At 60.8% G+C, this 26,288-nt stretch carries 31 protein-coding genes; 17 read left to right on the top strand and 14 right to left on the bottom strand.

The annotated features are described in order from the left end of the window. Positions 1-55: 55 nt before the first annotated feature. On the bottom strand, positions 56-1,003 hold the full coding sequence (locus CRO59_RS07490) for an ABC transporter substrate-binding protein (RefSeq protein WP_097090318.1): 948 nt from the start codon (positions 1,001-1,003) through the stop codon (positions 56-58). Positions 1,004-1,295: 292 nt separating this feature from the next. On the opposite strand from CRO59_RS07490, the gene CRO59_RS07485 reads away from it, so the two are divergent. From CRO59_RS07485 to CRO59_RS07470, 4 genes are all read left to right on the top strand, one after another. After that, on the top strand, positions 1,296-2,282 hold the full coding sequence (locus CRO59_RS07485; RefSeq protein ID WP_097090317.1) for an aliphatic sulfonate ABC transporter substrate-binding protein: 987 nt from the start codon (positions 1,296-1,298) through the stop codon (positions 2,280-2,282). Between the two features lie 60 nt (positions 2,283-2,342). Further along, positions 2,343-3,188: an ABC transporter permease gene (locus tag CRO59_RS07480; protein ID WP_097090316.1), complete on the top strand. Its 846-nt coding sequence runs from the start codon at positions 2,343-2,345 to the stop codon at positions 3,186-3,188. A 48-nt stretch (positions 3,189-3,236) separates the two neighbouring features. Continuing rightward, positions 3,237-3,917 carry an SOS response-associated peptidase gene (locus CRO59_RS07475; RefSeq protein ID WP_097090315.1) on the top strand — a complete coding sequence of 227 codons (681 nt, stop codon included), beginning with the start codon at positions 3,237-3,239 and terminating at the stop codon, positions 3,915-3,917. 256 nt (positions 3,918-4,173) lie between these two features. Next, the gene (locus tag CRO59_RS07470; protein ID WP_097090314.1) at positions 4,174-4,446 is read left to right on the top strand and encodes a hypothetical protein; all 273 of its coding nucleotides are present in this window, start codon (positions 4,174-4,176) and stop codon (positions 4,444-4,446) included. Between the two features lie 40 nt (positions 4,447-4,486). Here CRO59_RS07470 and CRO59_RS28730 read toward each other — a convergent pair whose 3' ends face one another. The 3 genes from CRO59_RS28730 to CRO59_RS07460 all read right to left on the bottom strand — a co-directional run bounded on the left by CRO59_RS28730 (position 4,487) and on the right by CRO59_RS07460 (position 5,714). Continuing rightward, a complete protein-coding gene (locus CRO59_RS28730) occupies positions 4,487-4,642 on the bottom strand; it encodes a hypothetical protein (RefSeq protein ID WP_177408965.1) in 156 nt (51 codons plus the stop codon). 62 nt (positions 4,643-4,704) lie between these two features. Further along, entirely contained in the window at positions 4,705-5,016 is a 312-nt protein-coding gene (locus CRO59_RS07465) for an AzlD domain-containing protein (RefSeq protein ID WP_166497451.1), read from the bottom strand. Next, complete coding sequence (locus CRO59_RS07460; protein ID WP_027612977.1) at positions 5,016-5,714, bottom strand: AzlC family ABC transporter permease; 699 nt, start codon at positions 5,712-5,714, stop codon at positions 5,016-5,018. Before CRO59_RS07460 ends, CRO59_RS07465 begins: the two co-directional genes overlap by 1 nt. 152 nt (positions 5,715-5,866) lie before the next feature. On the opposite strand from CRO59_RS07460, the gene CRO59_RS07455 reads away from it, so the two are divergent. Next, the gene (locus tag CRO59_RS07455; protein ID WP_027612976.1) at positions 5,867-6,253 is read left to right on the top strand and encodes a DUF2784 domain-containing protein; all 387 of its coding nucleotides are present in this window, start codon (positions 5,867-5,869) and stop codon (positions 6,251-6,253) included. On the opposite strand, the gene CRO59_RS07450 is transcribed toward CRO59_RS07455, so the two are convergent. After that, positions 6,250-6,777 (bottom strand): DUF3087 domain-containing protein, encoded by a 528-nt coding sequence (locus CRO59_RS07450; RefSeq protein ID WP_097090313.1) that lies wholly within the window; start codon positions 6,775-6,777, stop codon positions 6,250-6,252. The genes CRO59_RS07455 and CRO59_RS07450 overlap by 4 nt on opposite strands. 222 nt (positions 6,778-6,999) lie before the next feature. Here CRO59_RS07450 and ppnN point away from each other — a divergent pair, with 222 nt between their 5' ends. Beyond that, complete coding sequence (gene ppnN / locus CRO59_RS07445) at positions 7,000-8,373, top strand: nucleotide 5'-monophosphate nucleosidase PpnN (protein WP_027612974.1); 1,374 nt, start codon at positions 7,000-7,002, stop codon at positions 8,371-8,373. Positions 8,374-8,495: 122 nt separating this feature from the next. Here ppnN and CRO59_RS07440 read toward each other — a convergent pair whose 3' ends face one another. From CRO59_RS07440 to CRO59_RS07430, 3 genes are all read right to left on the bottom strand, one after another. Beyond that, positions 8,496-8,831 carry a hypothetical protein gene (locus CRO59_RS07440; protein WP_096796386.1) on the bottom strand — a complete coding sequence of 112 codons (336 nt, stop codon included), beginning with the start codon at positions 8,829-8,831 and terminating at the stop codon, positions 8,496-8,498. A gap of 134 nt (positions 8,832-8,965) precedes the next feature. Further along, positions 8,966-10,360 carry an FAD/NAD(P)-binding protein gene (locus CRO59_RS07435; RefSeq protein ID WP_097090312.1) on the bottom strand — a complete coding sequence of 465 codons (1,395 nt, stop codon included), beginning with the start codon at positions 10,358-10,360 and terminating at the stop codon, positions 8,966-8,968. Continuing rightward, entirely contained in the window at positions 10,361-10,924 is a 564-nt protein-coding gene (locus CRO59_RS07430; protein ID WP_095136485.1) for a helix-turn-helix domain-containing protein, read from the bottom strand. 85 nt (positions 10,925-11,009) lie between these two features. Here CRO59_RS07430 and CRO59_RS07425 point away from each other — a divergent pair, with 85 nt between their 5' ends. The 7 genes from CRO59_RS07425 to CRO59_RS07395 all read left to right on the top strand — a co-directional run bounded on the left by CRO59_RS07425 (position 11,010) and on the right by CRO59_RS07395 (position 18,250). After that, entirely contained in the window at positions 11,010-11,945 is a 936-nt protein-coding gene (locus CRO59_RS07425; protein WP_097090311.1) for a DMT family transporter, read from the top strand. A 247-nt stretch (positions 11,946-12,192) separates the two neighbouring features. Next, the gene (locus CRO59_RS07420) at positions 12,193-15,111 is read left to right on the top strand and encodes a monovalent cation/H+ antiporter subunit A (RefSeq protein WP_097090310.1); all 2,919 of its coding nucleotides are present in this window, start codon (positions 12,193-12,195) and stop codon (positions 15,109-15,111) included. Then, positions 15,111-15,455, top strand: a complete 345-nt coding sequence (locus tag CRO59_RS07415) for a Na+/H+ antiporter subunit C (protein WP_003225953.1) — start codon at positions 15,111-15,113, stop codon at positions 15,453-15,455. Before CRO59_RS07420 ends, CRO59_RS07415 begins: the two co-directional genes overlap by 1 nt. Further along, a complete protein-coding gene (locus CRO59_RS07410; RefSeq protein ID WP_097090309.1) occupies positions 15,452-17,131 on the top strand; it encodes a monovalent cation/H+ antiporter subunit D in 1,680 nt (559 codons plus the stop codon). The genes CRO59_RS07415 and CRO59_RS07410 overlap by 4 nt, the downstream gene beginning before the upstream one ends. Next, the gene (locus CRO59_RS07405; RefSeq protein WP_097090308.1) at positions 17,128-17,616 is read left to right on the top strand and encodes a Na+/H+ antiporter subunit E; all 489 of its coding nucleotides are present in this window, start codon (positions 17,128-17,130) and stop codon (positions 17,614-17,616) included. The genes CRO59_RS07410 and CRO59_RS07405 overlap by 4 nt, the downstream gene beginning before the upstream one ends. Continuing rightward, positions 17,613-17,891 (top strand): K+/H+ antiporter subunit F, encoded by a 279-nt coding sequence (locus tag CRO59_RS07400; RefSeq protein WP_003225959.1) that lies wholly within the window; start codon positions 17,613-17,615, stop codon positions 17,889-17,891. Before CRO59_RS07405 ends, CRO59_RS07400 begins: the two co-directional genes overlap by 4 nt. Next, positions 17,888-18,250: a Na+/H+ antiporter subunit G gene (locus CRO59_RS07395; RefSeq protein ID WP_027612967.1), complete on the top strand. Its 363-nt coding sequence runs from the start codon at positions 17,888-17,890 to the stop codon at positions 18,248-18,250. Before CRO59_RS07400 ends, CRO59_RS07395 begins: the two co-directional genes overlap by 4 nt. 116 nt (positions 18,251-18,366) lie before the next feature. Here the strand turns inward: CRO59_RS07395 and CRO59_RS07390 are convergent, their stop codons facing one another. Next, on the bottom strand, positions 18,367-18,807 hold the full coding sequence (locus CRO59_RS07390) for a DUF3995 domain-containing protein (RefSeq protein WP_097090307.1): 441 nt from the start codon (positions 18,805-18,807) through the stop codon (positions 18,367-18,369). A 94-nt stretch (positions 18,808-18,901) separates the two neighbouring features. Between CRO59_RS07390 and CRO59_RS07385 the strand changes: the two genes are divergently transcribed. Both CRO59_RS07385 and CRO59_RS07380 read left to right on the top strand, forming a co-directional pair. Next, on the top strand, positions 18,902-19,291 hold the full coding sequence (locus CRO59_RS07385) for a DUF2946 domain-containing protein (RefSeq protein WP_097090306.1): 390 nt from the start codon (positions 18,902-18,904) through the stop codon (positions 19,289-19,291). A 92-nt stretch (positions 19,292-19,383) separates the two neighbouring features. Further along, entirely contained in the window at positions 19,384-21,516 is a 2,133-nt protein-coding gene (locus CRO59_RS07380; RefSeq protein WP_097090305.1) for a TonB-dependent siderophore receptor, read from the top strand. A 139-nt stretch (positions 21,517-21,655) separates the two neighbouring features. Here CRO59_RS07380 and CRO59_RS07375 read toward each other — a convergent pair whose 3' ends face one another. From CRO59_RS07375 to CRO59_RS07365, 3 genes are all read right to left on the bottom strand, one after another. Then, positions 21,656-22,672 carry an ABC transporter substrate-binding protein gene (locus tag CRO59_RS07375; RefSeq protein WP_097090304.1) on the bottom strand — a complete coding sequence of 339 codons (1,017 nt, stop codon included), beginning with the start codon at positions 22,670-22,672 and terminating at the stop codon, positions 21,656-21,658. Positions 22,673-22,799: 127 nt separating this feature from the next. After that, positions 22,800-22,997: a hypothetical protein gene (locus CRO59_RS07370; RefSeq protein ID WP_097090371.1), complete on the bottom strand. Its 198-nt coding sequence runs from the start codon at positions 22,995-22,997 to the stop codon at positions 22,800-22,802. An 8-nt stretch (positions 22,998-23,005) separates the two neighbouring features. After that, positions 23,006-23,476, bottom strand: coding sequence for a hypothetical protein (locus CRO59_RS07365; protein WP_007966910.1), 471 nt, complete (start codon positions 23,474-23,476; stop codon positions 23,006-23,008). 402 nt (positions 23,477-23,878) lie between these two features. Here CRO59_RS07365 and CRO59_RS07360 point away from each other — a divergent pair, with 402 nt between their 5' ends. Beyond that, on the top strand, positions 23,879-24,154 hold the full coding sequence (locus tag CRO59_RS07360) for a hypothetical protein (protein ID WP_027612961.1): 276 nt from the start codon (positions 23,879-23,881) through the stop codon (positions 24,152-24,154). 47 nt (positions 24,155-24,201) lie between these two features. Continuing rightward, a complete protein-coding gene (locus CRO59_RS07355; protein ID WP_095666879.1) occupies positions 24,202-24,438 on the top strand; it encodes a DUF2789 family protein in 237 nt (78 codons plus the stop codon). A gap of 6 nt (positions 24,439-24,444) precedes the next feature. On the opposite strand, the gene CRO59_RS07350 is transcribed toward CRO59_RS07355, so the two are convergent. Both CRO59_RS07350 and CRO59_RS07345 read right to left on the bottom strand, forming a co-directional pair. Continuing rightward, positions 24,445-24,645: a hypothetical protein gene (locus CRO59_RS07350; protein ID WP_007966907.1), complete on the bottom strand. Its 201-nt coding sequence runs from the start codon at positions 24,643-24,645 to the stop codon at positions 24,445-24,447. Positions 24,646-24,757: 112 nt separating this feature from the next. Further along, complete coding sequence (locus CRO59_RS07345) at positions 24,758-25,981, bottom strand: methyl-accepting chemotaxis protein (protein ID WP_371917808.1); 1,224 nt, start codon at positions 25,979-25,981, stop codon at positions 24,758-24,760. Positions 25,982-26,288: the final 307 nt, after the last annotated feature.

The following is a 26,288-nucleotide window of genomic DNA, read 5'->3' as shown; positions in this document are numbered from 1 at the left end:
CGGCTTCGCGAGCCAGATTTGGATAGGGTACACAGGCTTTGGTTCCGGCGCTCGCTCAGTCAGCCAGAGCCTGTTGAAACGAGGTATCGATGACCCCGGCGGTGGCCAGCGGCGCCGGCAGTGCCTTGACCTTGAACAGGAAGTCCGCGGTGCCTTGCAGGTCGACCGCCGCCTGCTGATCCACCGGCCCGACAGTCATGTGCGCCTGACGCAACCAGTGTCGAGAGACCTGCTGATCGAGATTGGCTTTCTTCGCCCACAGGTCCGCGTATTCGTCGGTGTGGCTGTCGACCCAGGCCCGCGCCTGTTTCAAACGTCCGAGAAAATCGGCAATCGCGGCACGCTTGCTGTCGATCGACGGCGCCGACGCGGCAATCGCGCTGAGTCCCGGCATCAGGTTTTTCGCGGTGAGAATCGGCCGCGCACCGGAGAACACGATTTGCTGGGAGATATACGGTTCCCACACCGGGAACGCGTCGATGCTGCCCTGTGGCAATGCCGCTGCCGCATCAATCGGCATCAATTTGACGAAGTCGACGTAGTTTTCCGGCAGACCGCCCTGCTCCAGGGCGCGCAAGGTCAGCTGCTGGCTCCAGGCGCCGGGCCAGTAGGCGACTTTCTTGCCCTTCAGATCAGCGATGGTTTTCACCGGCGAATCTTTCGGCACCAGCAAGGCGATAGTGTCCGGGTTCTGCCGCGACACACCGATCAGTTTCACCGGCGCCTGTTTGGCGGCGAGAAACAGAAAACCCGAATCGCCAAGAAAGCCCAGATCCAGCGAGCCGGTCTGCAACGCCTCGGCCAGTGGCGCGGCGGCCTGGAAGTGCTTCCAGTCGACGCTGTAAGGCGCGTCTTTCAACACGCCGGAGGCTTCGACCGAAGCGCGGATGTTGTAGTAATTCTGGTCACCGACGTGCAGGACCAACGGCTCGGCGGCGTGGGCAAGCGGTGCGGTGAAAAACGCGGTCATCAGTGTGCTGCGGAGCAAACGAGAGAGCTTCATGGGAGGTCCTGCGACGGGATTTTGCATAGACCATAACGCTGTTGATAAACCGATTTTAAATTCGATTAAGGCATAAGCTCAGCGCCCGGAATGCTCACTGTCCGCTGCGCAACAGTGCCTTGCCACAATGTTTCCCAAGCAACAGTTGAAAGGCGCTAAAACCGGCGAAAACCCCGTAAACATGGGTCGAAACACACATGGCACAGAGCCTGCAATATTCCATTCATGCAGGACGCAGCCGATAAAAATATATTTTTGGACATAACAACCAGTGCCTTTGCCGGAGCGCCCCATGACATCGTTCTTACAGTTTACCCGCCTCAAAACGCTGCTGGTCGCCAGCGCCATGGCATTGAGCCTGCAACCGCTGGCCGAAGCCGCCGAAGCGCCGCCTGCGGAAGTCCATCTGGATTACGCTTACTACTCACCCGTGAGTCTGGTGCTCAAACATTTCGGTTTTCTCGAAAAGGCCCTGCCACAGTCCAAAATCAGTTGGGTGCTGAGCCAGGGCAGTAACCGTTCACTGGAATACCTGAACAGCGGTGGCGTCGATTTCGCCTCCAGCGCCAGCCTTGCCGCTGTGCTGAGCCGGGCCAACGGTAGCCCGATCAAGTCGGTCTACGTCTACAGCCGCGCCGAATGGACCGCATTGGTGGTACGCAAGGGTTCGCCCTACCAGAGCGTCGCCGACCTCAAGGGCAAGAAAATCGCTGCCACCAAAGGCACCGATCCGTACCTGTTCACCCTGCGCAGCCTGCAACAGGCCGGGCTGAAGAAAGACGACGTGGAACTGGTGCACCTGCAACATCCGGACGGGCGCACCGCGCTGGAAAAAGGCGATGTCGACGCCTGGGCCGGACTCGATCCGCACATGGCCGCCAGTCAGGTACAGGCCGGTTCGCGTCTGCTGTATCGCAATCCGGCATTCAACAGCTACGGCGTAGTCAGCGTCACCGAGCAGTACGCCAAGGAGCATCCGCAAACCATCGACACCGTGATCAAAGCCTACGAGCAGGCGCGGGACTGGGCGCTGAAAAATCCCGACGAGTTCGCCGCCCTGCTTGCCAAGGAATCCGGTCTGCCGCTGGACGTGGCCAAACTGCAGTTGTCGCGCACCGACCTGAGCAGCCCGCAACTGACCGCCAACGACGTGCAGGCATCCAAGGCTGCGGCACCGATTCTGGTGTCTGAAGAACTGGTGAGGCGTGGGGTGAATGTCGATCAAGTCATCGATCAGTTGCTCGACAATGGTGTGCAGCAAGCCGTCGCCCGCCAGTAACCGACCAGACTCACAGCCCATCCGCGCCCGACGCGGATTCGCTGTGAGCGGAGCCCACGTATGACCACTCGCAGTAACGAACTGCCCGCGCCGCCTCGCAGCTTGTCGAGGCCGCGCCCTTCCACCCTCACCCCGACATGGCGTCGGCGCCTGAAAGGTCTGGCCCTGCCGCTGCTGATCGTGGTCGCCCTGGAGTTCATCGTGCGTCTCGGCTGGCTTCCGTCCTATCAAATGCCGGCGCCCAGCGAGATCGCCCTGACCCTCACCGACCTCGCCGAAGGCGCCCTGTGGAAACACATCAGCGCCAGCCTGTTGCGGGTGTTGCTCGGTTTTGCAATTGGCGCCAGCCTTGCGCTGGTGTTCGCCGCCTGGGTCGGCCTGAGCCGTGAGGCCGAGGCGTATCTGGAACCGACGTTCGCCGCGCTGCGTTCGATTCCGAGTCTGGCCTGGGTGCCGCTGTTGCTGCTGTGGCTGGGCATCGATGAAACCTCGAAGATCGTGCTGATCGCCATCGGCGCGTTCTTTCCGGTGTACGTCAACGTGGTCGCGGCGATTCGCAACATCGATCGCAAACTGGTCGAAGTCGGACGTATCTATGGCTTCAGCCGCTGGCAACTGGTGCGGCGGATTCTGCTGCCCGCCGCTCTGCCCGGCCTGTTCACCGGACTGCGCAGCGGCATGAGTCTGGCGTGGATGTTTCTGGTGGCCGCCGAGCTGATCGCCGCGACCAAGGGCCTCGGTTATCTGCTCAGCGACGGCCGCGAAACCTCGCGACCGGACATCGTGCTGGCGGCGATCATCGTGCTCGCCTTGCTCGGCAAACTCAGCGACGGTTTGCTCGCGGCGCTGGAACGCCGCTGGCTGGCCTGGCGCGACACGTTCACCGGCCAGGAGGCGCAGGATTGATTGGCCAGAGCCAACTATGCTGAAAGCGTCCATCCAGAGATTCGGCGCATGTGCGGAAGACTCTCGCAGTACCGCGGCATTCACGACTTTGTCGCGGTGCTGAGCATTCCCGATGCGCTGATCAATCACGTCGGCGACGCTGCGCTGGAGCGATACAACGCGGCGCCGACCACGTCACTCGCGGTGCTCCATCAACATGATCAACGCCTGTATGCCGACAACCTGCGCTGGGGCTGGCGCCCGCACTGGGCCAAGGACCGCGCGGCGCCAATCAACGCGCGCGTGGAGAAAGTCGCCCATGGGCCGTTCTTCCGGGCGATCTGGCGTCATCGGTTGATCGTGCCGGTCGACAACTGGTTCGAATGGGTCGACGGCCCGGACAAAACCCGACAGCCGTGGCTGATCCGTCGTGCCGATCAAGGGCCGGTTTTCTGTGCGGCCATCGGACAATTTCCGACACCCGGCAGCGATGGCCGGGACGACGATGGTTTTGTGATCATCACCGCCGACAGCGTCGGCGGCCTGCTCGATATTCATGATCGAAGACCCGTGGTCTTTCGCGCTGACATGGCTGCCGAGTGGCTCGACAGCGCCACGCCTGTTGAACGCGCCGAACAGATGCTCCTGTTTGAAGGCGAACCCAGTGATGCCTTCGCCTGGCACAAAGTCGGCAAGGCAGTCGGCAATTCACGCAATCAGGGTGCAGGGCTGATTGAAGAAGTGGCTTAAAGATCCACGTTCTCACGCGTCTACCTTGTAGTTGACGCAAGATCTTTACAGCTGGTGTTTCATTGTTGAGACAGCCCGAGAAAAACAGTCGTTTGAGCGAACTAACCGCCTGTCTGACATTTCAACCGTCATACATACATTTACATGCACTACGGATAGCATGCGCGCCGCATTTCCATTTGGCATACCAGTTGACCAAAGAGTCAGCAAAACCAGGAATCCCCTACAACTTTAACAAGCCTTGCAGAGAACTAAGTTGCGCGACGATTTTGCAATCAAACAGGCCAACGGCCTGGAGTGTATCTATCTGTCCATGACAGAACGCTTTCAACTCGACTGTTTTATCGGCCACTACATCAAGACCCGAAACCTGCGTTCAGTGCCGGACATCGAACGCATCCTGCGCACCACGCTCGAAAGCTATCCCGGTCACCCGCCGGTGATGGTCAACGAGCTCAATGCATGGATCGACAAGACTCTGGGCTATCGGGCGTCACATCCGGACTTCCCGCACCTGGAAGACCTCTGAAAAAAAGAAGCCCCGCTGCTGCGGGGCTTCTTGCATGTTGTCAGAGTTTCACGTCAGGCCCGGTAAGTTCCTTGCCATCGTCGTGCTTCCACGTCTGTTCCTTGCGTTTCTCACGCTCGATTTCTTCTTCGCTGGGCTCGTCTACTTCATCGTCTACTTGTTCGTCTTCATCGGGACGCTTTTGCTCGGTCGTCATGTGCACCTCGCCTTGTCAAAAATAGTCATCCAACCAGCTTAGAACAGTTTTTTCCTGGCAACTTACAACCACCAGCGCAGCAAAAAGAAAAACGCCATGCTCAAGAGCATGCTGAGCAAGGTATTGCGGGTGTACAGCACCAGCCCGATCGCTACGAGCGAACTCAGCAAATACGGATTATCCCACTGCAAATTCAACTGTTTGTCCGGCATGAACACGATCGGCCCGCAGATCGCTGTGAGCATTCCCGGTACGGCAAACCCGAGAAATTGCCGTGCGTTGCTGCTCAAGCGCAGCGGCAGGCGCGGTTCGAGAAACACGTAACGGTTGAGGAACACCAGAATCCCCATGCCGAAAATCACTGCCCAGACCATCATGTGCGCCCCCGATACAGCTTGTTGCAGACAAATCCTGCGGTCATCCCCGCCAGGCCCGACAACACCAGTGCCGAGCCCCACTGCCAATAACTGAACAGCACCGAGCAGAACAGCGACACCGCCACACACACCACGGTCGGCACGTTACGCACCACCGGGGTGATCAATGCGATGAAAGTGGCGGCAATCGAGAAATCCAGCCCCAAGTGCTCAAGCCCCGGAATGCTGCTGCCCAACACGATGCCGGCCAGGGTGAACAGGTTCCAGGCGATATAGAACGTCAGGCCGACGCCCAAGGCGTACCAGCGGTTGAACTGCTGACGATCATGCTGACTGGTCAGGGCGAACAGTTCATCGGTGAGCAAAAAGCCCAGGCCGATGCGCCAGCGTCCGGGCAGCGGCGAAATCACTGAGCGCATGCTCATCCCGTACAGCAAGTGCTGCGAGGTCAGCAGCAGCGTGGTCAGCAGGATCGAGAAAATCCCGGCACCCCCCTTGAGCATACCGATCGCCACCAGTTGCGCGGCCCCTGCAAACACGATGCTCGACAGGCCCTGCCCCTGTAACGGCGTGAGATTGGCTTCGATCGCCATGGAGCCGGCCAGCAGCCCCCACGGCGCCGTCGCCAGTGATAACGGCATGATCGCCGCAGCGCCGCGAAGAAACGCACGGCGCGGCATAAGTGAGTCAGACATAACGCTCTTCAACCGAGGAAACGGTCGCAGACTCTGCCAGCAAGTGCCCCTTCGTGGCTTGAACAATCTTGCGCACTTGCGCTAAATCGCCGCGTCCCGAGTCCGCTGTCGGCGTACCATGGAGGCCTTCACAACCACGTCAGGGAGACGACATGCTGTACCGAATCGCAGCCGACGGGCTGGTGCTGTTCCATCTGTCATTCATTCTGTTTGTGCTGTTCGGCGGGCTGCTGGTGCTCAAGTGGCCACGCCTGATGTGGCTGCATCTGCCGGCGGCTGCATGGGGCGTGGCGGTCGAGGTGTTGCACCTGACCTGTCCGTTGACCTACTGGGAAAACCTGATGCGCCACGCCGCCGGGCAGACCGAATACGCCGGCGGCTTCATCGAGCACTACATCTGGCCGATCATCTACCCCGCAGGTCTGACGCCACAGATCCAGTTGGCGCTGGGCAGCGTGGTGCTGGTGATCAACCTGCTGGTCTACGGGCGTCTGGCCCGTGCGTGGAAACTGCGCCGCGCCAGCCGTATTCCGTTTTAACGCGCGGCGGGTTTCAAGGTTTGCAGCCAGGCTGGATCCAGGCGCTTCTGGTCGATCTCCAGACCCAGTGCCTGCATCCGCTCCTTGTGCGCTTCGACTTCCCGGCGCAACTGCGCATGATCGCTGGAGTTACCGTCCAGTTCGTGCATCTGTGTCAGGCCCAGATGATAGAAGCGCAAGACCTTCATCGCGGTCGGATCATTCTGTTCCACCGCTGCGGTCACCTGATGCATCACGTTGGTCACGCTCATCAGACTGCGTTTGAGCCGCCAGCTGTAGACCGCCGGTGCCATCCACGGCTGCTGCCAGAACTGCCCGCGCAGCAGCGCCGCCGTCAGCAGAAACGCGACGAACACCCCGCCGACATTGAACCGCAGGTTATCCCCGCCAGGCTCGCCGAACAGCGCCACCGCCGCCGTCGAAAGCACCATCGCCAGCACCAGGAACAGCACGGCAATGATCAACGTGCTGCGGCGCGTCTGCTGGCGAAACGTTGCTGGGTCCATCGGCTGGATCTCGAACATCAGGCATGACTTCCTTGAGCGATAAAAGGGCAACGGAAAAAACTCGCTGCGCATTATCGCCTCTCTCGGGGATTTAGCTATGCTGGGGGCCCTTTTCATCTTTTCAGCGTCCAACGGGGACATGGCGGTACAGCGCAGATCGTGCCATCTTCATTCATGGATACACACTATTCGGATGCCATCCGCCTGGTTCAGGGATGACATCGTTTTAAGGATCATTGCATGACCCAACGACACGTAATCAATGCCTCGGTCAGCCCGAAAGGCAGCCTGGAAACTCTTTCTCAACGTGAAGTTCAGCAACTGAGCGAAGCCGGATCCGGCAGCACCTACACCCTCTTCCGCCAGTGCGCCCTGGCCATCCTCAATACCGGCGCGCATGTCGACAACGCCAAGACCATCCTCGAAGCCTACAAGGACTTCGAAATCCGCATTCACCAGCAGGATCGCGGCGTGCGCCTCGAACTGCTGAACGCCCCGGCCGACGCGTTCGTCGACGGCGAAATGATCGCCAGCACCCGCGAGATGCTGTTCAGCGCCCTGCGTGACATCGTCTACACCGAAAACGAACTCGACAGCCAACGCATCGACCTCAGCACCTCGCAAGGCATCAGCGACTACGTGTTCCACCTGCTGCGCAACGCGCGCACCCTGCGCCCCGGCGTGGAGCCGAAAATCGTCGTGTGCTGGGGCGGTCACTCGATCAATACCGAAGAATACAAATACACCAAGAAAGTCGGCCACGAACTGGGCCTGCGCAGCCTCGATATCTGCACCGGTTGCGGCCCCGGCGTGATGAAAGGCCCGATGAAGGGCGCGACCATCGCCCACGCCAAGCAGCGCATCCATGGCGGGCGCTACCTCGGCCTGACCGAGCCGGGGATCATCGCCGCCGAAGCGCCGAACCCGATCGTCAATGAGCTGGTGATCTTGCCGGACATCGAAAAACGTCTGGAAGCGTTCGTGCGTGTTGGCCACGGCATCATCATCTTCCCGGGCGGCGCTGGCACCGCCGAAGAGTTCCTGTACCTGCTGGGTATCCTGATGCACCCGGACAACGCCGGCCTGCCGTTCCCGGTGATCCTGACCGGGCCGAAACATGCCGCGCCGTATCTGGAACAGCTTGATGCCTTCGTCACCGCCACCCTCGGCGATGCGGCGAAGCAGCACTACGAGATCATCATCGACGACCCGGCCGAAGTCGCGCGGCAGATGACCGCCGGCCTCAAAGCGGTGAAGCAGTTCCGCCGCGAGCGCAACGACGCGTTCCACTTCAACTGGCTGCTGAAGATCGACGAAAGCTTCCAGCGCCCGTTCGATCCGACCCACGAGAACATGGCCAACCTCAAGCTGCACCGCGACCAGCCGCCCCACGAACTGGCCGCCAACCTGCGCCGCGCGTTCTCCGGGATTGTCGCCGGCAACGTCAAGGACAAGGGTATTCGCCTGATTGAAGAGCACGGGCCGTACCAGATCCGTGGTGACGCGGCGATCATGCAACCGCTCGACGCGCTGCTCAAAGCCTTCGTCGCCCAGCACCGGATGAAACTGCCGGGCGGCGCGGCGTATGTGCCGTGCTATAGGGTGGTGGCGTAACACACGTTCAGGCACACCCAAAACCTTGGGAGCTGTCTTGCCAGCGATCAAAGCAAGACTTCCATTGACATGCGGCGCCCTAAACGCCGGATGCCAATGGATTTTCCCGACAGACCTCTAACCTAATGAATAATTTTGTACTCCGTAAAAGGTGCGTCCACTTCATTTCCGCCCAAATTCACCACATAGGCAAACTTAGCGCCCTGCGGGCCTGCATGTTCTAGCAAGTCTTCGCGAGGTACTTTTATCTCGATAGTCTCCGAATAAGGAGTGGTACCGGAAAATCTTTCACCGATCCACGTGCCATCTAAAATAACCTGAACGAAAAATGGAATGTGATCACTCTCCGCCAAAAAACCCGGCGGGATCTGTGCAGTAGCACCCTCAGGGACATCGGTCATTTTTACGATGCCGCCTACAGCTTCTTTGATTACAAGTTGTTCAAGATTCTTAGCCATTTCTTTATTCCTCTAAAAACAGGTTGAGCACGCGAAGGTATCGCTGCGTAGCCATTAGGACCCTGCCGCCGGAGGTCCACAACTGTCAGAAATTACAGGCGGGGCCTTTATTCCGACCAACGGCAACCTCGACTTCACCGCACCAGCCTCAGAGCCAACGCCTTCGCCTGTGACGCCACATCCGTCACCGCCGTACTCTCCCACCACATCCCTCGCAACGGAGGGCCCATGGCGAACAGCCGGTTCGCTACCTGCCCGTGTTCGTTCAGCACCGCACCATCAATCGCAGCCGCGATCCCCAACGCCAACGGCCCCGACCGCACCAGTCCGCGCGCCAACAACTGCTGCGGCAATGGCCGCGCGACCCGACGCCAGTCATATTCAATGCCGCTGGAATTAATCAGCGCTGCGCCATGAATTAAGCAGGTTTCAGCATCACCACGGCGACGAATGCGAATGCTCACGCCGCCCTCCGCGCAAGGCTCTAACCCTTTGAACGACGCTGCCTGAGTCCGCAACCGCCCTTCGCCCTGCAACCGCTCGACCAATTGGGCACTCAGCGGCGGCGAACGATGATGATGGCTTTCCCACCACGGCCGCACATGGCGTACGAATTGTCGACGCTCAACGTCAGTCGCCTGACTCCACAATCGCCCGATATGCGCGCGCACCGTGTCCAGCGGCGCCTGCCAGTCGATGCCCTGAGCGATCGCCTCGCGGCAATGCCTGCGCAGCTCACGCAACAACTGTCGAGGTGTGCGAATGCTCTGATCTTCGGCAAGAAAATCCACCCACGCCGGCGGTTGCCGACGCACATGGGGCAACAGTCCGTGACGGGAAAACACTTCGATCGGCCCGCGATGACCGGCCTGCTCCAGTGAAACCACGGCATCGACCATGGTCAGGCCGGAGCCGATGATCAGCACAGTCGACTGCGGATCGAGCTGACGCATGGCGGCGACATCCCACGGATCAAGCGCTGCGGCGTTCAGGCCGCTGGACTCTTTCTGCGGCGTGCGCGCGGCGGGGAACATGCCCGTAGCGAGCACGGCATAGGCGCCGCGCAGAGTCTGCCCATTGCTCAAGCTCATTTGCACCGAATCCGCATCAGTTTGCAGATCGACGACTTCAGCGCGAACGTGCTCGACGGTTGAACCATACTGCGCACCAACGACGCGCGCCTCGGCCAGACGCTGCTGCACATAAACGCCAAACAGCCCGCGCGGCGGGAACAGCTCACTGATCGGCACATTCTGCTCGGCAGATTCCGGCCAGCCACCGGCAGCGATGTGCGCGGTCAGCCATTGAGTCAGGTCATCGGGGTTATCGGGGTCGACACTCATGCGCGCCGCATTGCCGTTGAGCGTGTGGCCCAGTTCGACGGCGCTGTAAGCTTCACCGCGACCGAGTTCGGCGCGCGGTTCGATGATCAGGATCCGACGCTGGCCGGGCAGTCGCAGCAATTGCACGGCCAGCATCGTGCCGCTGAGGCCACCGCCGATGATCAGGATGTCTGCGTTCTGACTCATTCAAATCACCACATTGCGCACAAAACGCACCGCCACCGGCCCGTCATTGCGATAGCCATGGGGCTGGTTGCTGGCAAACATGAAAAACTCGCCGGTCGCAATGGTATTGGTCACATCCCCCACCGTTAACGTCAGGCAACCTTCGAACACATAAATCTGCTCGCTCCAGCCATCGGCATCCGGTTGCGACGGATAGACCTCGCCCGGTTGCAGGCACCATTCCCACTGTTCGACTTCACGGGTGGCGGTGGCCTTGGACAGCAGCACCGCTTTGCTCCCGGGAATGGAACCTGCCCACGCTACTTCGTTGATGCGGCTCGGGTCGCGCGCGTCGGGTGCCTGGATCAGGTCGCTGAAGGCCACGTCGAGCGCTTCGGCAACGCGATCGAGGGTGGTCAGGCTGACATTCTTTTCCCCGGCCTCGATCGCCACCAGCATGCGCCGACTGACGCCGGACTTTTCGGCCAGCGCGGTCTGGCTCATGTCGGCAGCGTGGCGCAGGCGCCGAACGTTGTGGCTGACGTGTTGCAGGACGGACGCCCGTTGGCTGGAATCTTTGTGCACTATATTGCTCACTCGGTGGGGTTGGGCAGTATACTGCGCAACGTTGGGCGCATTGTGCGTCCTGCCTTTTATAGTGCGCAAGGACATGACGTCAGTGAACAGCTCCCCCACACCTCTTCGCTTCTCCCGTTTCAGCAAGGCCGAGTGCGTGCTGGTGCTGATCACCATGGTCTGGGGCGGTACGTTTCTGCTGGTGCAACACGCCATGACCGTCAGTGGACCGATGTTCTTTGTCGGCCTGCGGTTTGCCGCTGCGGCCGCCATTGTCGCGCTGTTCTCCTGGCGCCACTTGCGTGAACTGACCCTGGTCGAGATCAAGGCCGGATCGTTCATCGGCGTGGCGATCATGCTCGGTTATGGCTTGCAGACGGTTGGTCTGCAAACGATCCCGAGCAGTCAGTCGGCATTCATCACCGCACTGTACGTGCCCTTCGTGCCGTTGCTGCAATGGCTGGTGCTGGGCCGTCGGCCGGGGTTGATGCCGAGCATTGGCATCATGCTGGCGTTTACCGGTTTGATGCTGTTGTCCGGGCCGTCCGGGGCCGCGCTGAACTTCAGCCCCGGCGAAATCGCCACGCTGATCAGCGCCATCGCGATAGCCGCCGAGATCATTTTGATCAGCACCTATGCCGGTCAAGTCGATGTACGCCGGGTGACCGTGGTGCAACTGGCGGCGACCTCGGTGCTGTCGTTCCTGCTGGTGGTGCCGACCGGTGAAGCGCTTCCGGATTTTTCCTGGACCTTGCTGGTGACCGCGCTGGGACTCGGCGCGGCGAGTGCGGCGATTCAGGTGGCGATGAACTGGGCGCAGAAAAGCGTTTCGCCGACCCGGGCGACGTTGATCTATGCCGGTGAGCCGGTGTGGGCCGGGATCGTCGGGCGAATCGCCGGGGAGCGCTTGCCGGCGATTGCGCTGGTGGGTGCGGGGTTGATTGTGGCGGCGGTGATTGTCAGCGAGCTGAAGACCAAGGGTAAGGTTGTCGAAGAAGACGCGGAGCTGGAGCGGGAGACCCAAGGTTAATCCGCAATATCTTTAGTGCCTGAACCGTAGCTATCGCGAGCAGGCTCACTCCTACAATTGAAATGCGTTTCCCCTGTAGGAGTGAGCCTGCTCGCGATGAGGCCATTCCAAGCAATATCCATCTACCTGAAACAATGCCAAACAGAAAATTCCAGACTACTTTGTAGGATTCTGAGACATCCTGGCGTTTGGTAATCAGGGAGCTGGCACGTATGATGCTTCACAAACTTCCGCAGATTAGAAGCCTATGTCCCTGATAGTTCTACTGCTTCTGCCATTCATTGGCAGCTGTCTGGCAGCGGTGCTGCCACACAACGCGCGTAATACCGAATCCCTGTTGGCAGGTCTGGTCGCTTTGATCGGCACCGTGCAGGTCGCGCTGTTGTACCCGCAAATCGCCCACGGCGGGGTGATCCGCGAAGAATTCATGTGGCTGCCCAGCCTCGGTTTGAATTTCGTCCTGCGCATGGACGGCTTCGCCTGGTTGTTCTCGTTGCTGGTGCTGGGCATCGGCGCTCTGGTCTCTTTATATGCGCGTTATTACATGTCGCCGGACGACCCGGTGCCGCGCTTCTTCGCCTTTTTCCTGGCGTTCATGGGCGCCATGCTCGGGCTGGTGATCTCCGGCAACCTGATCCAGATCGTGTTCTTCTGGGAGCTGACCAGCCTCTTCTCGTTCCTGTTGATCGGCTACTGGCACCACCGCTCCGATGCCCGGCGTGGCGCCTACATGGCGCTGATGGTCACCGGTGCGGGAGGATTGTGCCTGCTGGCGGGGGTCATGATCCTCGGCCATGTCGTCGGCAGCTATGACCTGGACAAGGTCCTGGCCGCCGGCGATCAGATTCGCGCACATGCCCTCTACCCTATCCTGCTTCCCCTCATCCTCATTGGCGCCCTAAGCAAAAGCGCCCAGTTCCCCTTCCATTTCTGGCTACCGCACGCCATGGCGGCGCCCACTCCGGTTTCGGCCTATCTACACTCGGCGACCATGGTCAAGGCTGGAGTGTTTCTGCTTGCGCGTCTGTGGCCGTCATTGTCCGGCAGTGAAGAATGGTTCTACATCGTCAGCGGCGCCGGTGCGTGTACGTTGTTGCTCGGCGCCTACTGCGCGATGTTCCAGAACGACCTCAAGGGCCTGCTGGCTTACTCGACAATCAGCCACCTCGGACTGATTACTCTTTTGTTGGGCCTGAACAGTCCGCTGGCAGCCGTTGCCGCGGTGTTCCACATTCTCAACCACGCGACCTTCAAGGCTTCGCTGTTTATGGCCGCCGGGATCATCGACCACGAAAGCGGCACCCGTGACATCCGCAAACTCAGCGGCCTGATCAAACTGATTCCGTTCACCGCCACATTGGCCATGGTCGCCAGTGCGTCGATGGCTGGCGTGCCGTTGCTCAACGGCTTTCTGTCGAAAGAAATGTTCTTCGCCGAAACCGTGTTCATCAACGCCACCGCGTGGGTCGAAGCAGCGTTGCCGATTGTCGCGACCATTGCCGGTACCTTCAGCGTCGCCTACTCGCTGCGCTTTACCGTCGACGTGTTTTTCGGCCCTACCGCCACCGACCTGCCGCACACCCCGCACGAACCGCCGCGCTGGATGCGTGCGCCAGTCGAGCTGCTGGTGTTCACCTGTCTGGTCGTCGGGATCTTCCCGGCGCAAGTGGTCGGCCCACTGCTCGCGGCTGCCGCGCTGCCGGTGGTGGGCGGGACGCTGCCGGAATACAGCCTGGCGATCTGGCACGGTCTGAACGCGCCGATGATCATGAGCCTGATCGCCATGTCCAGCGGCATCGTGGTCTATCTGCTGCTGCGCAACCAGCTCAAGCGGGGCCGCTTCAAATACCCGCCGCTGGTGGGTCGCTTCAACGGCAAGCGCCTGTTCGAGCGCAGTCTGGTGCTGATGATGCGCATGGCCCGTCGGGTCGAACGCCGACTCGGCACCCGCCGCCTGCAAATGCAACTGTTCCTGATGGTCTTGGCGGCAGTGCTCGCCGGCCTGATCCCGATGTTGCACAGCAGCCTGAGCTGGGGCGACCGGCCGAAGATTCCGGGTTCGATCGTGTTCGTCACCCTGTGGCTGCTGGCGATTGCCTGCGCCCTCGGCGCCGCGTGGCAGGCCAAGTATCACCGTCTCGCCGCCCTGACCATGGTCAGCGTCTGCGGGTTGATGACCTGCGTGACCTTCGTCTGGTTCTCGGCGCCGGATCTGGCCCTGACGCAACTGGCGGTGGAAGTGGTGACCACGGTGTTGATCCTGCTCGGCCTGCGCTGGCTGCCGCGACGCATCGAAGAAGTCTCGCCACTGCCGTCGAGCCTGCGCAAGGCCCGGGTGCGCCGCTTGCGCGACTTGCTGCTGTCGATTGCCGTCGGCGCCGGCATGGCGCTGCTGTCCTACGCGATGCTGACGCGGCAAACGCCCAACGACATTTCCTCGTTCTACCTCAGCCGGGCCATGCCCGAGGGCGGTGGCAGCAACGTGGTCAACGTGATGCTGGTGGACTTCCGCGGCTTCGACACCCTCGGTGAAATCACCGTGCTGGTGGCCGTGGCGCTGACCGTGTTCGCCCTGCTGCGCCGCTTCCGCCCGCCGAAAGAAAGCCTGCAACTGCCGGCCCAGCAACGCCTGCTCGCGCCGGACGTGGTCACCGATCTGGTCAACCCGCGCAGCGCCAGCGACACCGCACTCGGCTTCATGATGGTGCCAGCGGTGCTGGTGCGCCTGTTGCTGCCGATTGCGCTGGTGGTGTCGTGCTACCTGTTCATGCGCGGTCACAACCAGCCGGGCGGCGGTTTCGTCGCCGGACTGGTGATGTCGGTGGCGTTCATCCTGCAATACATGGTCGCCGGCACGCAGTGGGTCGAGGCGCAAATGAGCCTGCGACCGCTGCGCTGGATGGGCACCGGGCTGCTGTTCGCCACCGCCACTGGTCTCGGGGCGATGGCGGTCGGTTATCCGTTCCTGACCACCCACACCTGGCATTTCGCCTTGCCGCTGCTGGGCGAGATCCATATCGCCAGCGCGCTGTTCTTCGATATCGGCGTGTACGCCGTGGTCGTGGGCTCGACACTGCTGATCCTCACCGCACTCGCCCACCAATCGGTGCGGGGTCACAAGACCGCGTCGCTGCCCAAGTCCGTCGCCAGCAAAGGAGCCGTCTGATGGAAGAAGTCATCGCAATCGCCATCGGCGTGCTCGCCGCCTCCGGGGTCTGGCTGGTGCTGCGGCCACGGACGTTTCAGGTGGTCATGGGCCTGTGCCTGCTGTCCTACGCGGTCAACCTGTTCATCTTCAGCATGGGCAGCCTGTTCATCGGTAAAGAGCCGGTGATCAAGGACGGCGTGACCCAGGACCTGCTGCACTACACCGATCCGCTGCCGCAGGCACTGGTGCTGACCGCGATCGTCATCAGCTTCGCCATGACCGCGCTGTTCCTGGTGGTGCTGCTGGCGTCGCGGGGCCTGACCGGCACCGACCACGTCGACGGCCGGGAGCCCAAGGAATGACGGCGATGACTCACCTGATCGCCGCACCGATCCTGCTGCCGCTGCTGACCGCCGCCATCATGTTGATGCTCGGCGAAAAGCACCGACCGTTGAAGGCGAAAATCAACCTGTTCTCCAGCCTTGTCGGCCTGTTCATTTCGGTGATGCTGCTGCAGTGGACGCAAACCACCGGCGTGCCCGGCTCCATCGGCGTGTACCTGCCGGGCAACTGGCAGGCGCCGTTCGGCATCGTACTGGTGGTTGATCGCCTATCGGCCTTGATGCTGGTGCTGACCGGGATCATCGGCGTCAGCGCCCTGCTGTTCGCCATGGCGCGCTGGGACGGCGCGGGATCGAGCTTCCACGCGTTGTTCCAGATTCAGCTGATGGGCCTGTATGGCGCCTTCCTCACCGCCGACCTGTTCAACCTGTTCGTGTTCTTCGAGGTGCTGCTCGCCGCCTCGTATGGCCTGTTGCTGCACGGTTCGGGTCGGGCGCGGGTGTCGTCGGGGCTGCATTACATCTCGATCAACCTGCTGGCCTCGTCGCTGTTCCTGATTGGCGCGGCGCTGATCTATGGCGTCACCGGTACGCTGAACATGGCCGATCTGGCGCTGAAAATTCCGCTGGTTCCGGAAGCCGACCGTGGCTTGCTGCACGCCGGCGCGGGGATTCTTGCGGTGGCATTCCTGGCCAAGGCCGGCATGTGGCCGCTGAACTTCTGGCTGGTGCCGGCCTACTCCTCGGCCAGCGCGCCGGTGGCGGCGATGTTCGCGATCATGACCAAGGTCGGCGTCTACACCCTGCTGCGCCTGTGGACGCTGCTGTTTTCCAGTCAGGCCGGAGCCTCGGCCTTCTTCGGTGGCGACTGGCTCATCTACGGCGGCATGGCGACCATCGCCTGCGCGGCGCTGGCGATTCTGGCTGCACAGCGTCTGGAGCGCATGGCCAGCCTGAGCATTCTGGTGTCGGCGGGGATTCTGTTGTCGGCGGTGGGTTTCGCCCAGCCAAACCTGATCGGCGCGGCGCTGTTCTATCTGGTCAGCTCGACCCTGGCACTGAGTGCGCTGTTCCTGCTGGCGGAGTTGATCGAGCGTTCGCGTTCGGCCAACGAAATCCCGCTGGAGGACGAAAGCGAGTTGCTGCCGCGTCCGCAGGAATCCCTGCAACCGCCCAAAGGCATCAACCTCGATGACGAGCAGAAAGCCGTGGTCGGTCAGGTCATCCCGTGGACCATGGCGTTTCTCGGCCTGAGTTTCATTGCCTGCGCGCTGCTGATCATCGGCATGCCGCCGCTGTCCGGGTTCATCGGCAAGCTCAACCTGATCGGTGCGCTGCTCAATCCGCTGGGGCTGGGCGGCGAGGCACCGATCTCGAACGCAGCCTGGGCGTTGCTGGCGCTGCTGATCCTGTCCGGACTGGCCTCGTTGATGGCATTCGCGCGCATGGGCATCCAGCGTTTCTGGACGCCCGAGGAGCGCCCTTCGCCGCTGCTGCGCAAGCTTGAATGCGCACCGATCTTCCTGTTGCTGGGGCTGAGCATCGCGCTGACCTTCAAGGCCGAACCGCTGCTGCGTTACACCCAGGCCACCGCCGACGCGCTGAACAACCCGCAGCAATACGTAATGGCGGTGCTCGGCACCCGCGCCGTTCCCAGCCCTGAAGCCAAAGCGGCGATGCTGGAGGTGCAGCCATGAAGCGCGTGTTTCCGGCTCCATTACTGTCACTGGCGTTGTGGGTTTTGTGGCTGACGCTGAACCTGTCTGTCAGCCCGGGCAACCTGCTGCTCGGCGCAATCCTCGGGTTCGCCGCACCATTGATGATGCGCAAGCTGCGTCCGAAACAGGTGCGCATCCGCCGCCCGCTGACGATTTTGCGCCTGTTCGTGATGGTCGGCCGTGACGTGATCCTTTCCAACCTGATCGTCGCCTGGGGCGTGCTCAACGCCGGTCGCCGCCCGCCGCGCTCAGGCTTCGTCAAAGTCCCGCTGGACCTGCGCGATGCCAACGGTCTGGCGGCGCTGGCGATGATCTGCACCGTGGTGCCCGGCACCGTGTGGTCGGAGCTGGCGCTGGATCGCAGCATTCTGCTGCTGCATGTCTGGGATCTGGATGACGAGGCGCACTTCATCCACCACTTCAAGACTGCCTACGAGCAGCCGTTGATGGAGATTTTCGAATGAGCCCGCTGCTGTCGAACGCGATTCTGCTGACGCTGTTCCTGTTCTCGCTGGCAATGGTCCTGACCTTGATTCGCCTGTTCAAGGGGCCGTCGGCACAGGATCGGGTACTCGCGCTGGATTACCTGTACATCGTCGCCATGCTGATGATGCTGACCCTGGGCATTCGTTATTCCAGTGACACTTATTTCGAGGCGGCGCTGCTGATCGCGCTGTTCGGCTTCGTCGGCTCGTTTGCGCTGGCGAAATTCCTGCTGCGTGGCGAGGTGATCGAATGAATGCTGAATTGTCATTGTGGGTGGAGATTCCGGTGGCGATCCTGCTGGTGCTCAGCGGGGTGTTTGCACTGATTGGCGCGACCGGATTGCTGCGCATGAAGGATTACTTCCAGCGCATGCACCCGCCGGCGCTGGCCTCGACGCTGGGCGCATGGTGTGTGGCACTGGCGTCGATCATCTGTTTTTCGGCACTCAAGTCCGGGCCGGTGATGCATGCCTGGCTGATTCCGATTCTGTTGGCGATCACCGTGCCGGTGACCACCCTGCTGCTGGCGCGGGCGGCGTTGTTCCGCAAGCGCATGGCCGGGGATGATGTGCCGGCTGAGGTGAGCAGTCGCAGGACCGAGAGTGGTAGTTGAAGTTTTATATAGTCTGCAATGACGCCATCGCGAGCAGGCTCACTCCTACAGGGGAACGCATTCCAAATGTAGGAGTGAGCCTGCTCGCGATAGCAATCTCCAGATCACCTCAAACCTCAGACCCAAGCCACCGCCAACAACCCCGCCCCCAACACCAGACACAGCGGCGAATACACCCAGGTATCCAGCCGCGCAAACCGCGACCCCTTCACTTCCTTGAAAAACCCCACCAGATTCGAATCGCCGATCGCCCGGGCGAACATCAATAACGCAATCGCACTGATCACCCATTGCAACGCTTTGTGATGCACCGCCGGCATGCCCCAGCCGACCCGCATGCACACCAGCGCGGCAATCACCAACAATGCTGCCGCTACCAGCAAGGTAATCCAGCCTGACGGTTTGAACGCCGGTCGCACCGTCGCCACCAGTCCTCGCACCGGCACTTGCGGTACCGCCGCCACCGCCGCCCATTGCCCACCCAGCGCCCAATACACGTGTACCAGGCTGATTGCCGCAAATATCGTCACCAGCCATTGAGCCAACACAAAGGTCATGGTCGAGAATCCTTTCGAGGGATTTGAACAAAACATCCTAGTCGGCATTTTTTGAAGTGCACGACCGATCAGCGGTACGGTAAAGTGCCGCCCCATGAAATTCACCCGTTCCGATCGTTCACTGCTGGCCTGGATGCTTTATTGCTGCGTCCTGTTCAACGTGTTCGCCTGCAGCATCGGTCACGGGCAAATGGTCGGGATGCAGCTCAACGGCATCGGCGGCCAGTTCTGTACGGTCGACCCGGCCACCCAAGCGCCACTGACCAGCAATCCCGGCGAAGAACAATTGCCGACCCTGTCCAAGGCGTTTGGCTGCCCGCTGTGCTCGGTCGGCGGCGGCATGGGCCCGGCGTTCAACTCCAGCCTGACCCTCGCGGTGCTGCCCGAGCAACACAGCCCGCCGCTGGCGCCCATCGTCAGCGCCGACCTCCCTGCCCGCTTCACCTGGCCTTCGGCCAATCCTCGTGCCCCGCCGCTCGCCTGAGTGTCTTTGCCTTTTTGATTTTTCAGCCCACTGCGCCAACGCGCGGCGTTCGCCTGTGCGCTGATTCCTAGACAAGCATTCAGGATTCAACGATGAAACATATTCCTCTGCTGGCGAGCCTGTGCGGCTGCCTGTCCCTTAACGCCTGGGCGCAATCCACCGTAGACCTGGCGCCGATCACCATCGACGGCGAATCCACCAGCGAACCAGGCCTGAGCCTCGATCAATCCAGCGGCATGGCCTCGCGCCTCGGCTTGAGCGTGCGCGACACACCGGCCTCGGTGGCCGTCGCCAACCGCAACGACATCGAACGCCACGGCGCACAAAACTTTCAGGACGCCGCCAACACCCTGCCTGGGGTCAATGCCAGCGCGCCGCCAGGCTTTGGCGGATTCGTCTCCTATCGCGGTTTCACCAGCAGCCAGATCACCCAGATGTTCAATGGCATCAACGTCTCCGGGGGCCTCGCCCGGCCGGTGGATTCATGGATCTATGATCGGGTCGAACTGGTGGGCGGCCCGTCTTCGCTGATCAACGGCGCAGGCTCGGTCGGCGGCTCGTTGAACTACGTGACCAAACTGGCGACCCGCGATGAACAAGCCGCTGAAGGTCGCGTCAGCTACGGCAGTTACGACACCACCGAAACCGCGTTCGGCCTCAACCACGCGCTGACCGACCCGAGCGCCGACGTGCAGCACTACGCGCGGCTCGATGTCAGCCACAACACCAGCAACGGCTACATCGACCGTCAGGAGCGCGATGCCTGGAGCGTGGCGTTCTCGTTGCTCAGCGACCTCACGCCGGATCTGTCGCACACCCTTGCCCTGGAATATCAGGACGAACACGAAGACAGCCCGTACTGGGGCACGCCGGTACTCAACCCCAAGGCTGGCGAGTTGAAAATCGACAAACACAACCGCTTCAACAACTACAACGTCGAGGACGGGCGCTACGAACAGCGCACGATCTGGGTGCGTTCGATCATTGACTACCGGATCAACGACAGCACCACCCTGCGCAATACGCTGTATCACCTCGACAGCCAGCGCGATTACCGTAACCTCGAAACCTATCAGTACAACGCCGACAACACGGCGGTGAACCGCTCCACCGCGTATCAGGTACGCCATCAGGGCGAGCAGAACGGCAACCAGTTCGAACTGCGCCACGACAACAGCCTGTTCGGCCTCGACACCACCTGGTCCGGCGGCTTCGAATATAAGGTCAACCAGACCACCAACTCGCCGCTGAATATCAAAGGCGCGAGCACAGTCGATCCGAACAACTACCAGCCCGGGCACTTCTACGATATTCCCGGCACCAACCCGGCGCTGATCAGCGACAAGACCAACGAGGTCACCACCAAGGCGCTGTTCGTGGAAAATCGCCTCGCACTAACCGACAAACTGGCGTTGCTCACTGGCCTGCGTTACGACGACATCGACCTCGACGTGACCAACCATCGCACCGTGACGGCCGCCAATCCCAAGCACCTCAAACGCAGCTGGGAGCCGGTCACCGGGCGCGTCGGTCTGACCTACCAGTTCATCCCGTCGGCCAACGTCTACGTGCAATACAGCACCGCCGCTGAACAACCGAACGGCATGCAGGACTTCGACGTGTCGACCGGCAAGCAATGGGAAATCGGCAGCAAATTCGACTACCTGGATGGCCGTGGCTCGGCGACGGTTGCCGCGTACACCATCGAGCGCAAGGACTTCGCTGTGACTGATCCGCTGGACCCGACCAGCAGCATTCCGGTAGGTCAGCAAACTTCGAAAGGCATCGAGATTGCCAGCTCCCTGCGGATTACCGACAAGTTGTTGGCCGAAGGCAACTTCGCCTGGGTCGATGCGCAATACGACGACTTCACCGAAAAGAATGCCGCCGGCGTAGTGGTGTCGCGCAAGGGCAACACGCCGACCAACGTCCCGGATCGGGTCGGCAATCTATGGCTGACTTATGATTTTTCGCCGCAATGGCAAGGTGGGGTCGATGCGCGGTATGTGGCGTCAGTATATGCGGACACGGCGAACACCATGACCGTGCCGTCGTACACGCTGTTCGGCAGCTTCCTCAGCTACAAGGTCGACTCGCACACCACCGTCACCGGCCGAGTGCGCAACCTGACCAACGAGGTGTATGCCGAGTTTGCGCATGTGTCGCCGGCTTACTATCTGGGTACACCGCGCACCTTTGAATTGGCGGTGCAGACGAAGTTCTAAAAGCCGGAAAGCTTCGCGAGCAAGCCCGCTCCTACAGAAAAACACGTTCCAATTGTGGGAGTGAGCCTGCTCCCACAGGAGAGCGCGTTCCAATTGTGGGAGCGGGCTTGCTCGCGAAGAGGCCAGCAGTCTCAACTATCTATTTCAGATCAGCCGCCACCTTCTCCGCCACATCCTTCGGCACCCACGCCTGCCACACCTCCGGATGCGCCTTCATGAAGGCCTCAGCCGCCTGCCGTGGCGCGGTGTGCTTCTCGCTCATCTCGGCCAACGCTTTGTTCAGAGGTTCGATCGGGAAATCCACCTTGCTGAAGAAATCCGCGATCTGCGGATACTGCTTCTGGAACGGCGTAGAAACCCCGATCGACAGCTTCGATGCCAGCGAACGGGTCGGTTTCGGATTGGGGTTATCGGCATCGGTCAGGGTCTTCCACGCCTCGGCATCGAACGGTGGCTCTTCCAGCTGCACCAGTTTGAATTTGCCCAGCAATGGCGTCGGCGACCAGTAATAGAACAGCACCGGTTTGCCCCGACGGATCGAAGAGCTGATCTCGGCATCCAGCGCCGCACCCGAGCCACTGCGGAAGTTGGTGTAGTCGTCCTGCAGCCCGTAAGCGGTCAGTTTCTGCTTGTTCACCACTTCCGAGGTCCAGCCGATCGGGCTGTTGAGGAACCGACCCTTGCTCGGGTTTTCCGGGTCCTTGAACACGTCCTTGTATTTCTTCAGATCACTGACACTGCGCAAGTCCGGCGCCAACGGCTTGATGCCCTTGGCCGGGTCACCCTTGATCACGTATTCCGGCACCCACCAGCCTTCAGTGGCACCCTTGACCGTATCGCCAAGACTGACGACCTTGCCCTCCGCTTCAGCCTTGACCCACACCGGACTGCGCCCGGCCCACTCTTCGCCAATGACCTGAATGTCATTGTTGGCCAGCGCGGTTTCCAGGGTGATGGTGGTACCCGGCAATGTATCGGTCGGCAGGCCATAACCCTTCTCGACGATGATCCGCAGGACATCGGTGATCAGGCTGCCGCTTTCCCAGTTCAGGTCGGCAAAATGAATCGGTGCCTGTGCCGCCGCTGCCGGCTGCGCGGCCGTCAGTACACCGAACGAAACCACGCTGGCGGCCAATAGCCGTCGAATTCCTTTCATGCTTTGCACCTCGTGCTGTTCACAGCAATAGCAGGATGGCCTGGCAGAAGACCGCAAGCCTCTGAATACTCAGTCAACTGACTGTAGCCGAGGTTCCTGCTTTTTCCGGGGGCCAATCCCGGCGAGGTTATGTTTCAGACTTTTCCTGCAAGCTTTGCAGCTCGCGTCTGACCATGCTGGCGTATTCCGCAGGCCGCAAGGTGTAGATCTGCGCTGCCACCCAGCTCAGCCACGTGCCCTGCAATTCGGCTTTGGCGATGAACAGGCGCAAGGCCTCTTCACGCGCACGGTCAAGGTTTTGCGAATGGAAGTCGGCGCGACTCACACCACCGATCACTCGCTGGCCTTGAACGTGATCAGTTCGCCCTTGCGCCACTTCGCCGCTTTACCGGTAACGGCTTTCAGGGTCTTGGTCAGGCCTTCCTGCAGTTGCTGGTGTGCGGCAAACACCGTCACCACGCTGTGGCCTTCCTTGAACAGAATCGCGTGGCCGTCCGCTGTATCGACAAAGGCGTAATCGCCCAGGCCGTACACCGTCAGCTTGATTTCGCGAAAGCGAATGTCCATCTTGCCGCCTTCACGGCTGGGCAGCACGGCCGCGCTGAAATGATCGCCGACCTTGAGCTTGAGCCCCGGTTTGTCATCGACTACCAACGCACTTTCGGTGTCGATCTCGGCCACGTAAATGCCTTCGGCGTTCTGTTCGGTGATGTAAACAAAACGCGACTGGAACAGCTTGACCAGCTTTGCACGCAAATCACCCAACACGAACAAAGCATGCATATCGAGGTTACTGACTGCCAAAGAAACATCCCCACATCTGAAAAAATACCCGGCGCCAAAACGCGCACGGCAAAAAAACGGCCAGGCCGATGCTGTTACCGAATGACTTCAGTACACCTGAAACAAGCGGAGCGCCCATACATCACAAGTTCGCAAGACTACTGGAAAGTCAGGCGAGAAACTTGCCTCGATGTTCGCCAGGCCTTGAAGGAAAAATCTTCATTGAAGCGCAACGAAGACTGACTACAAACTTTAGGGAAAAAACTGACGAAAAAAAGCCCTTTTCCGACATATCGCCGGTAAAAAATTGCTTTAGATAGGCACCTGTCGCCAGCAGACACTGGCGATTCTAGAGCAGCGATGCTGCTTCCGACTACCCGAACCGACCTGTAACCGTCGGCTATCTCATGAAAAGGACTTCATATGTGCACTCTGACTCACTTTGCCCAGCCCTCCAAACCAGTCATGGATACGCCTTTCGTGCTGCACGGCACTGATTTGCCGGAACTTGCGCAATACGCACAAAGCGTTCAGACCCCGCGATTTCAGGTGGTCCCGGCAGGTAACGCGTTCTTTCATATCAAGGAATCTTCCACCGGTCGTGTAAGAGGTTTCCGCGAAGACCATAACGAAGCGTGCGCCCTCGCCCGCTTGCTTGAATCACGGATCGAACTCTTGTCCAACGGCTGCCTCAGATAAAGAGCGAGCGACAGCGCCATTCCGGCACACGCAAAAAGGAGTACACGATGGAACTGCCTGCATATGATCTGAAAACCCTGTTCGACCAACTGGGCCTGCCATCGGAAAATGGGGCCATCGACGATTTCATCGAAGCACATCCGCTGGATGCCAACACCAAGTTGATCGATGCCGAGTTCTGGACTCCGCAACAGGCGCAACTGCTGAAGGAGTGGCTGCGCGCCGACGGCGAAGAAGCGGTGATGGTCGATGAATTGAACGTACGCCTGCACGACGGACGTTAATAAATGTCAGTGCAGGCTGTCGCCAGGCTCGGCCATCAGTTGCGCGAGCCAGGCAGCCTTGCACTCCTCCGCCTCGTCGCGACTGGCGAACGCGGTGCCGCGCCGCTCACCATTGAGCAACACCACCCAGCAGACGCTCTGGCCCATCGCGCGCAATCCGGCGGGCACACCACTGCCAATCATCACCGCGACATCGACTCTGCACATACTGACCTCTCGATTTCATTAGCTACCTAACTAACGGCCATGTTAATGACTTCATCGCAGAGGAAACAGCAACGCCCGTGCACAGATTCATTGCGCGAGCGGTAACAATCGATCAACGCGGATTCTCCGGCTTGTAACCCAGGCGCAGACCGCCCCAATGCCGGCCCTTGACCATGATCGGCACCGACAAGTCGTGCATCAGCTCCCCGGTGTCACGGGTGTAGGTCTGCAACAACACCGCTTGTTGATGGCTACCGCAGCGGATCCCGGTGCGATCAGCGAACTTGCGTTTGGTGCGATTACCCACCGCGTCGACCTGCTCGTCACCGGTCAACGGCTGACTGAACGCCAGGTTGTGCGTCGGCACATAACCCTGCGGCGTGCAGGCGATGGCGAACACCAACCCCTCATGACGCGGCAGCAACGGCTCCTGGATCGCCGGCAATACCTGATCGGTGTAGCGGTCGAAACGGGTCTGAAACTTCGCCGGCTGCGTCCCGGGAATCGGTTGATATTGACGGTCGAACAAATCCTCAAGACTGATCCGCCCCTGCTCGACATCCGCCTCGAACCGCGCGGCAATCTGACTCGCGCCCTCACGCGCCAGGTCATAGACGCGCTGGTGATAGTCATCCAGACCGACTTCGGCCAGACGCTCGCTGATGGTTTCCGCCTGCCCTTCCATCTGCACAGCGGCCTCGGCCAGACGCCGGGTTTGTTGATCGCTGATCGCCAGATCACTGCGCATCTGCTCGATGGCCTTGAACAGACTGTCGAGCTGCTCGCGATTGGTTTCCGCGCCACGGGCGATTTCACCGACCTGGGTTTCCACCCCAGCCGCCAGCCGCGCGATGTTTTGCAGATGCTGGCCGGTGTTTTCAACTTGTTCGACACCGATCTGCAGATCGCTGGAAAGCTCGCGGATCTGCTCCACCACTTGCGCCGTACGCTGCTGAATGTCGGCAACCATCTCCCCGACTTCGCCGGTCGCCGAGGCAGTCCGCGCTGCCAGACCGCGCACCTCATCCGCCACCACCGCAAAACCACGGCCATGCTCACCCGCCCGCGCCGCTTCAATCGCCGCGTTGAGGGCCAGCAGATTGGTCTGGCTGGCGATGGACTGAATCACCAGCGTCACCCGTTGAATATCATCGCTGCGCAGACTCAGGGCTTCGATCAGCTCACGGCTGGCATTGGCGCGTTGACTGAGTTGATGCATGCGCGCAATCGAATCCACCAGTTCGGTGCGCCCCGCCGCGCTGCTGTGATGCGCCTCGCTGGCGGCGTCCAGCGCTTCACGGCTGAGCTGCGAAGTGGCGTGTTCGGTGGCGATCATCACTTCGGCGTTGCTGACAATCTGCGCCGCCGCATCGAGTTGCGATTCGAGTTTGCTCGCCAGTTGCTTGACGGAAAACGCCACACCGGCGGCTGACAGCGCGTTATGACTGGTGGTGTAGGAAAGATCGCGGGTGAGTTCGGAAATCGCGCTACCGGTCTCGGCAGGCACAACATCGGCGACGGCACGCGAGCGCAGGCGCGGCAGCCAGACAATCAGCACCGCCAGCGGCAGGCCAATGTACAGCGACCATTCACCCAGCGTCATGCCGACGAGCAACAGCATCAGGGCGATGCTTTGCAGGGTC

This window comes from Pseudomonas sp. LAMO17WK12:I5, from assembly GCF_900215165.1.
Taxonomy (GTDB): domain Bacteria; phylum Pseudomonadota; class Gammaproteobacteria; order Pseudomonadales; family Pseudomonadaceae; genus Aquipseudomonas; species Aquipseudomonas putida_A.
The sequence above is the reverse complement of the archived record's forward strand: the minus strand, read 5'-3'. Positions and strand labels throughout refer to the sequence as shown.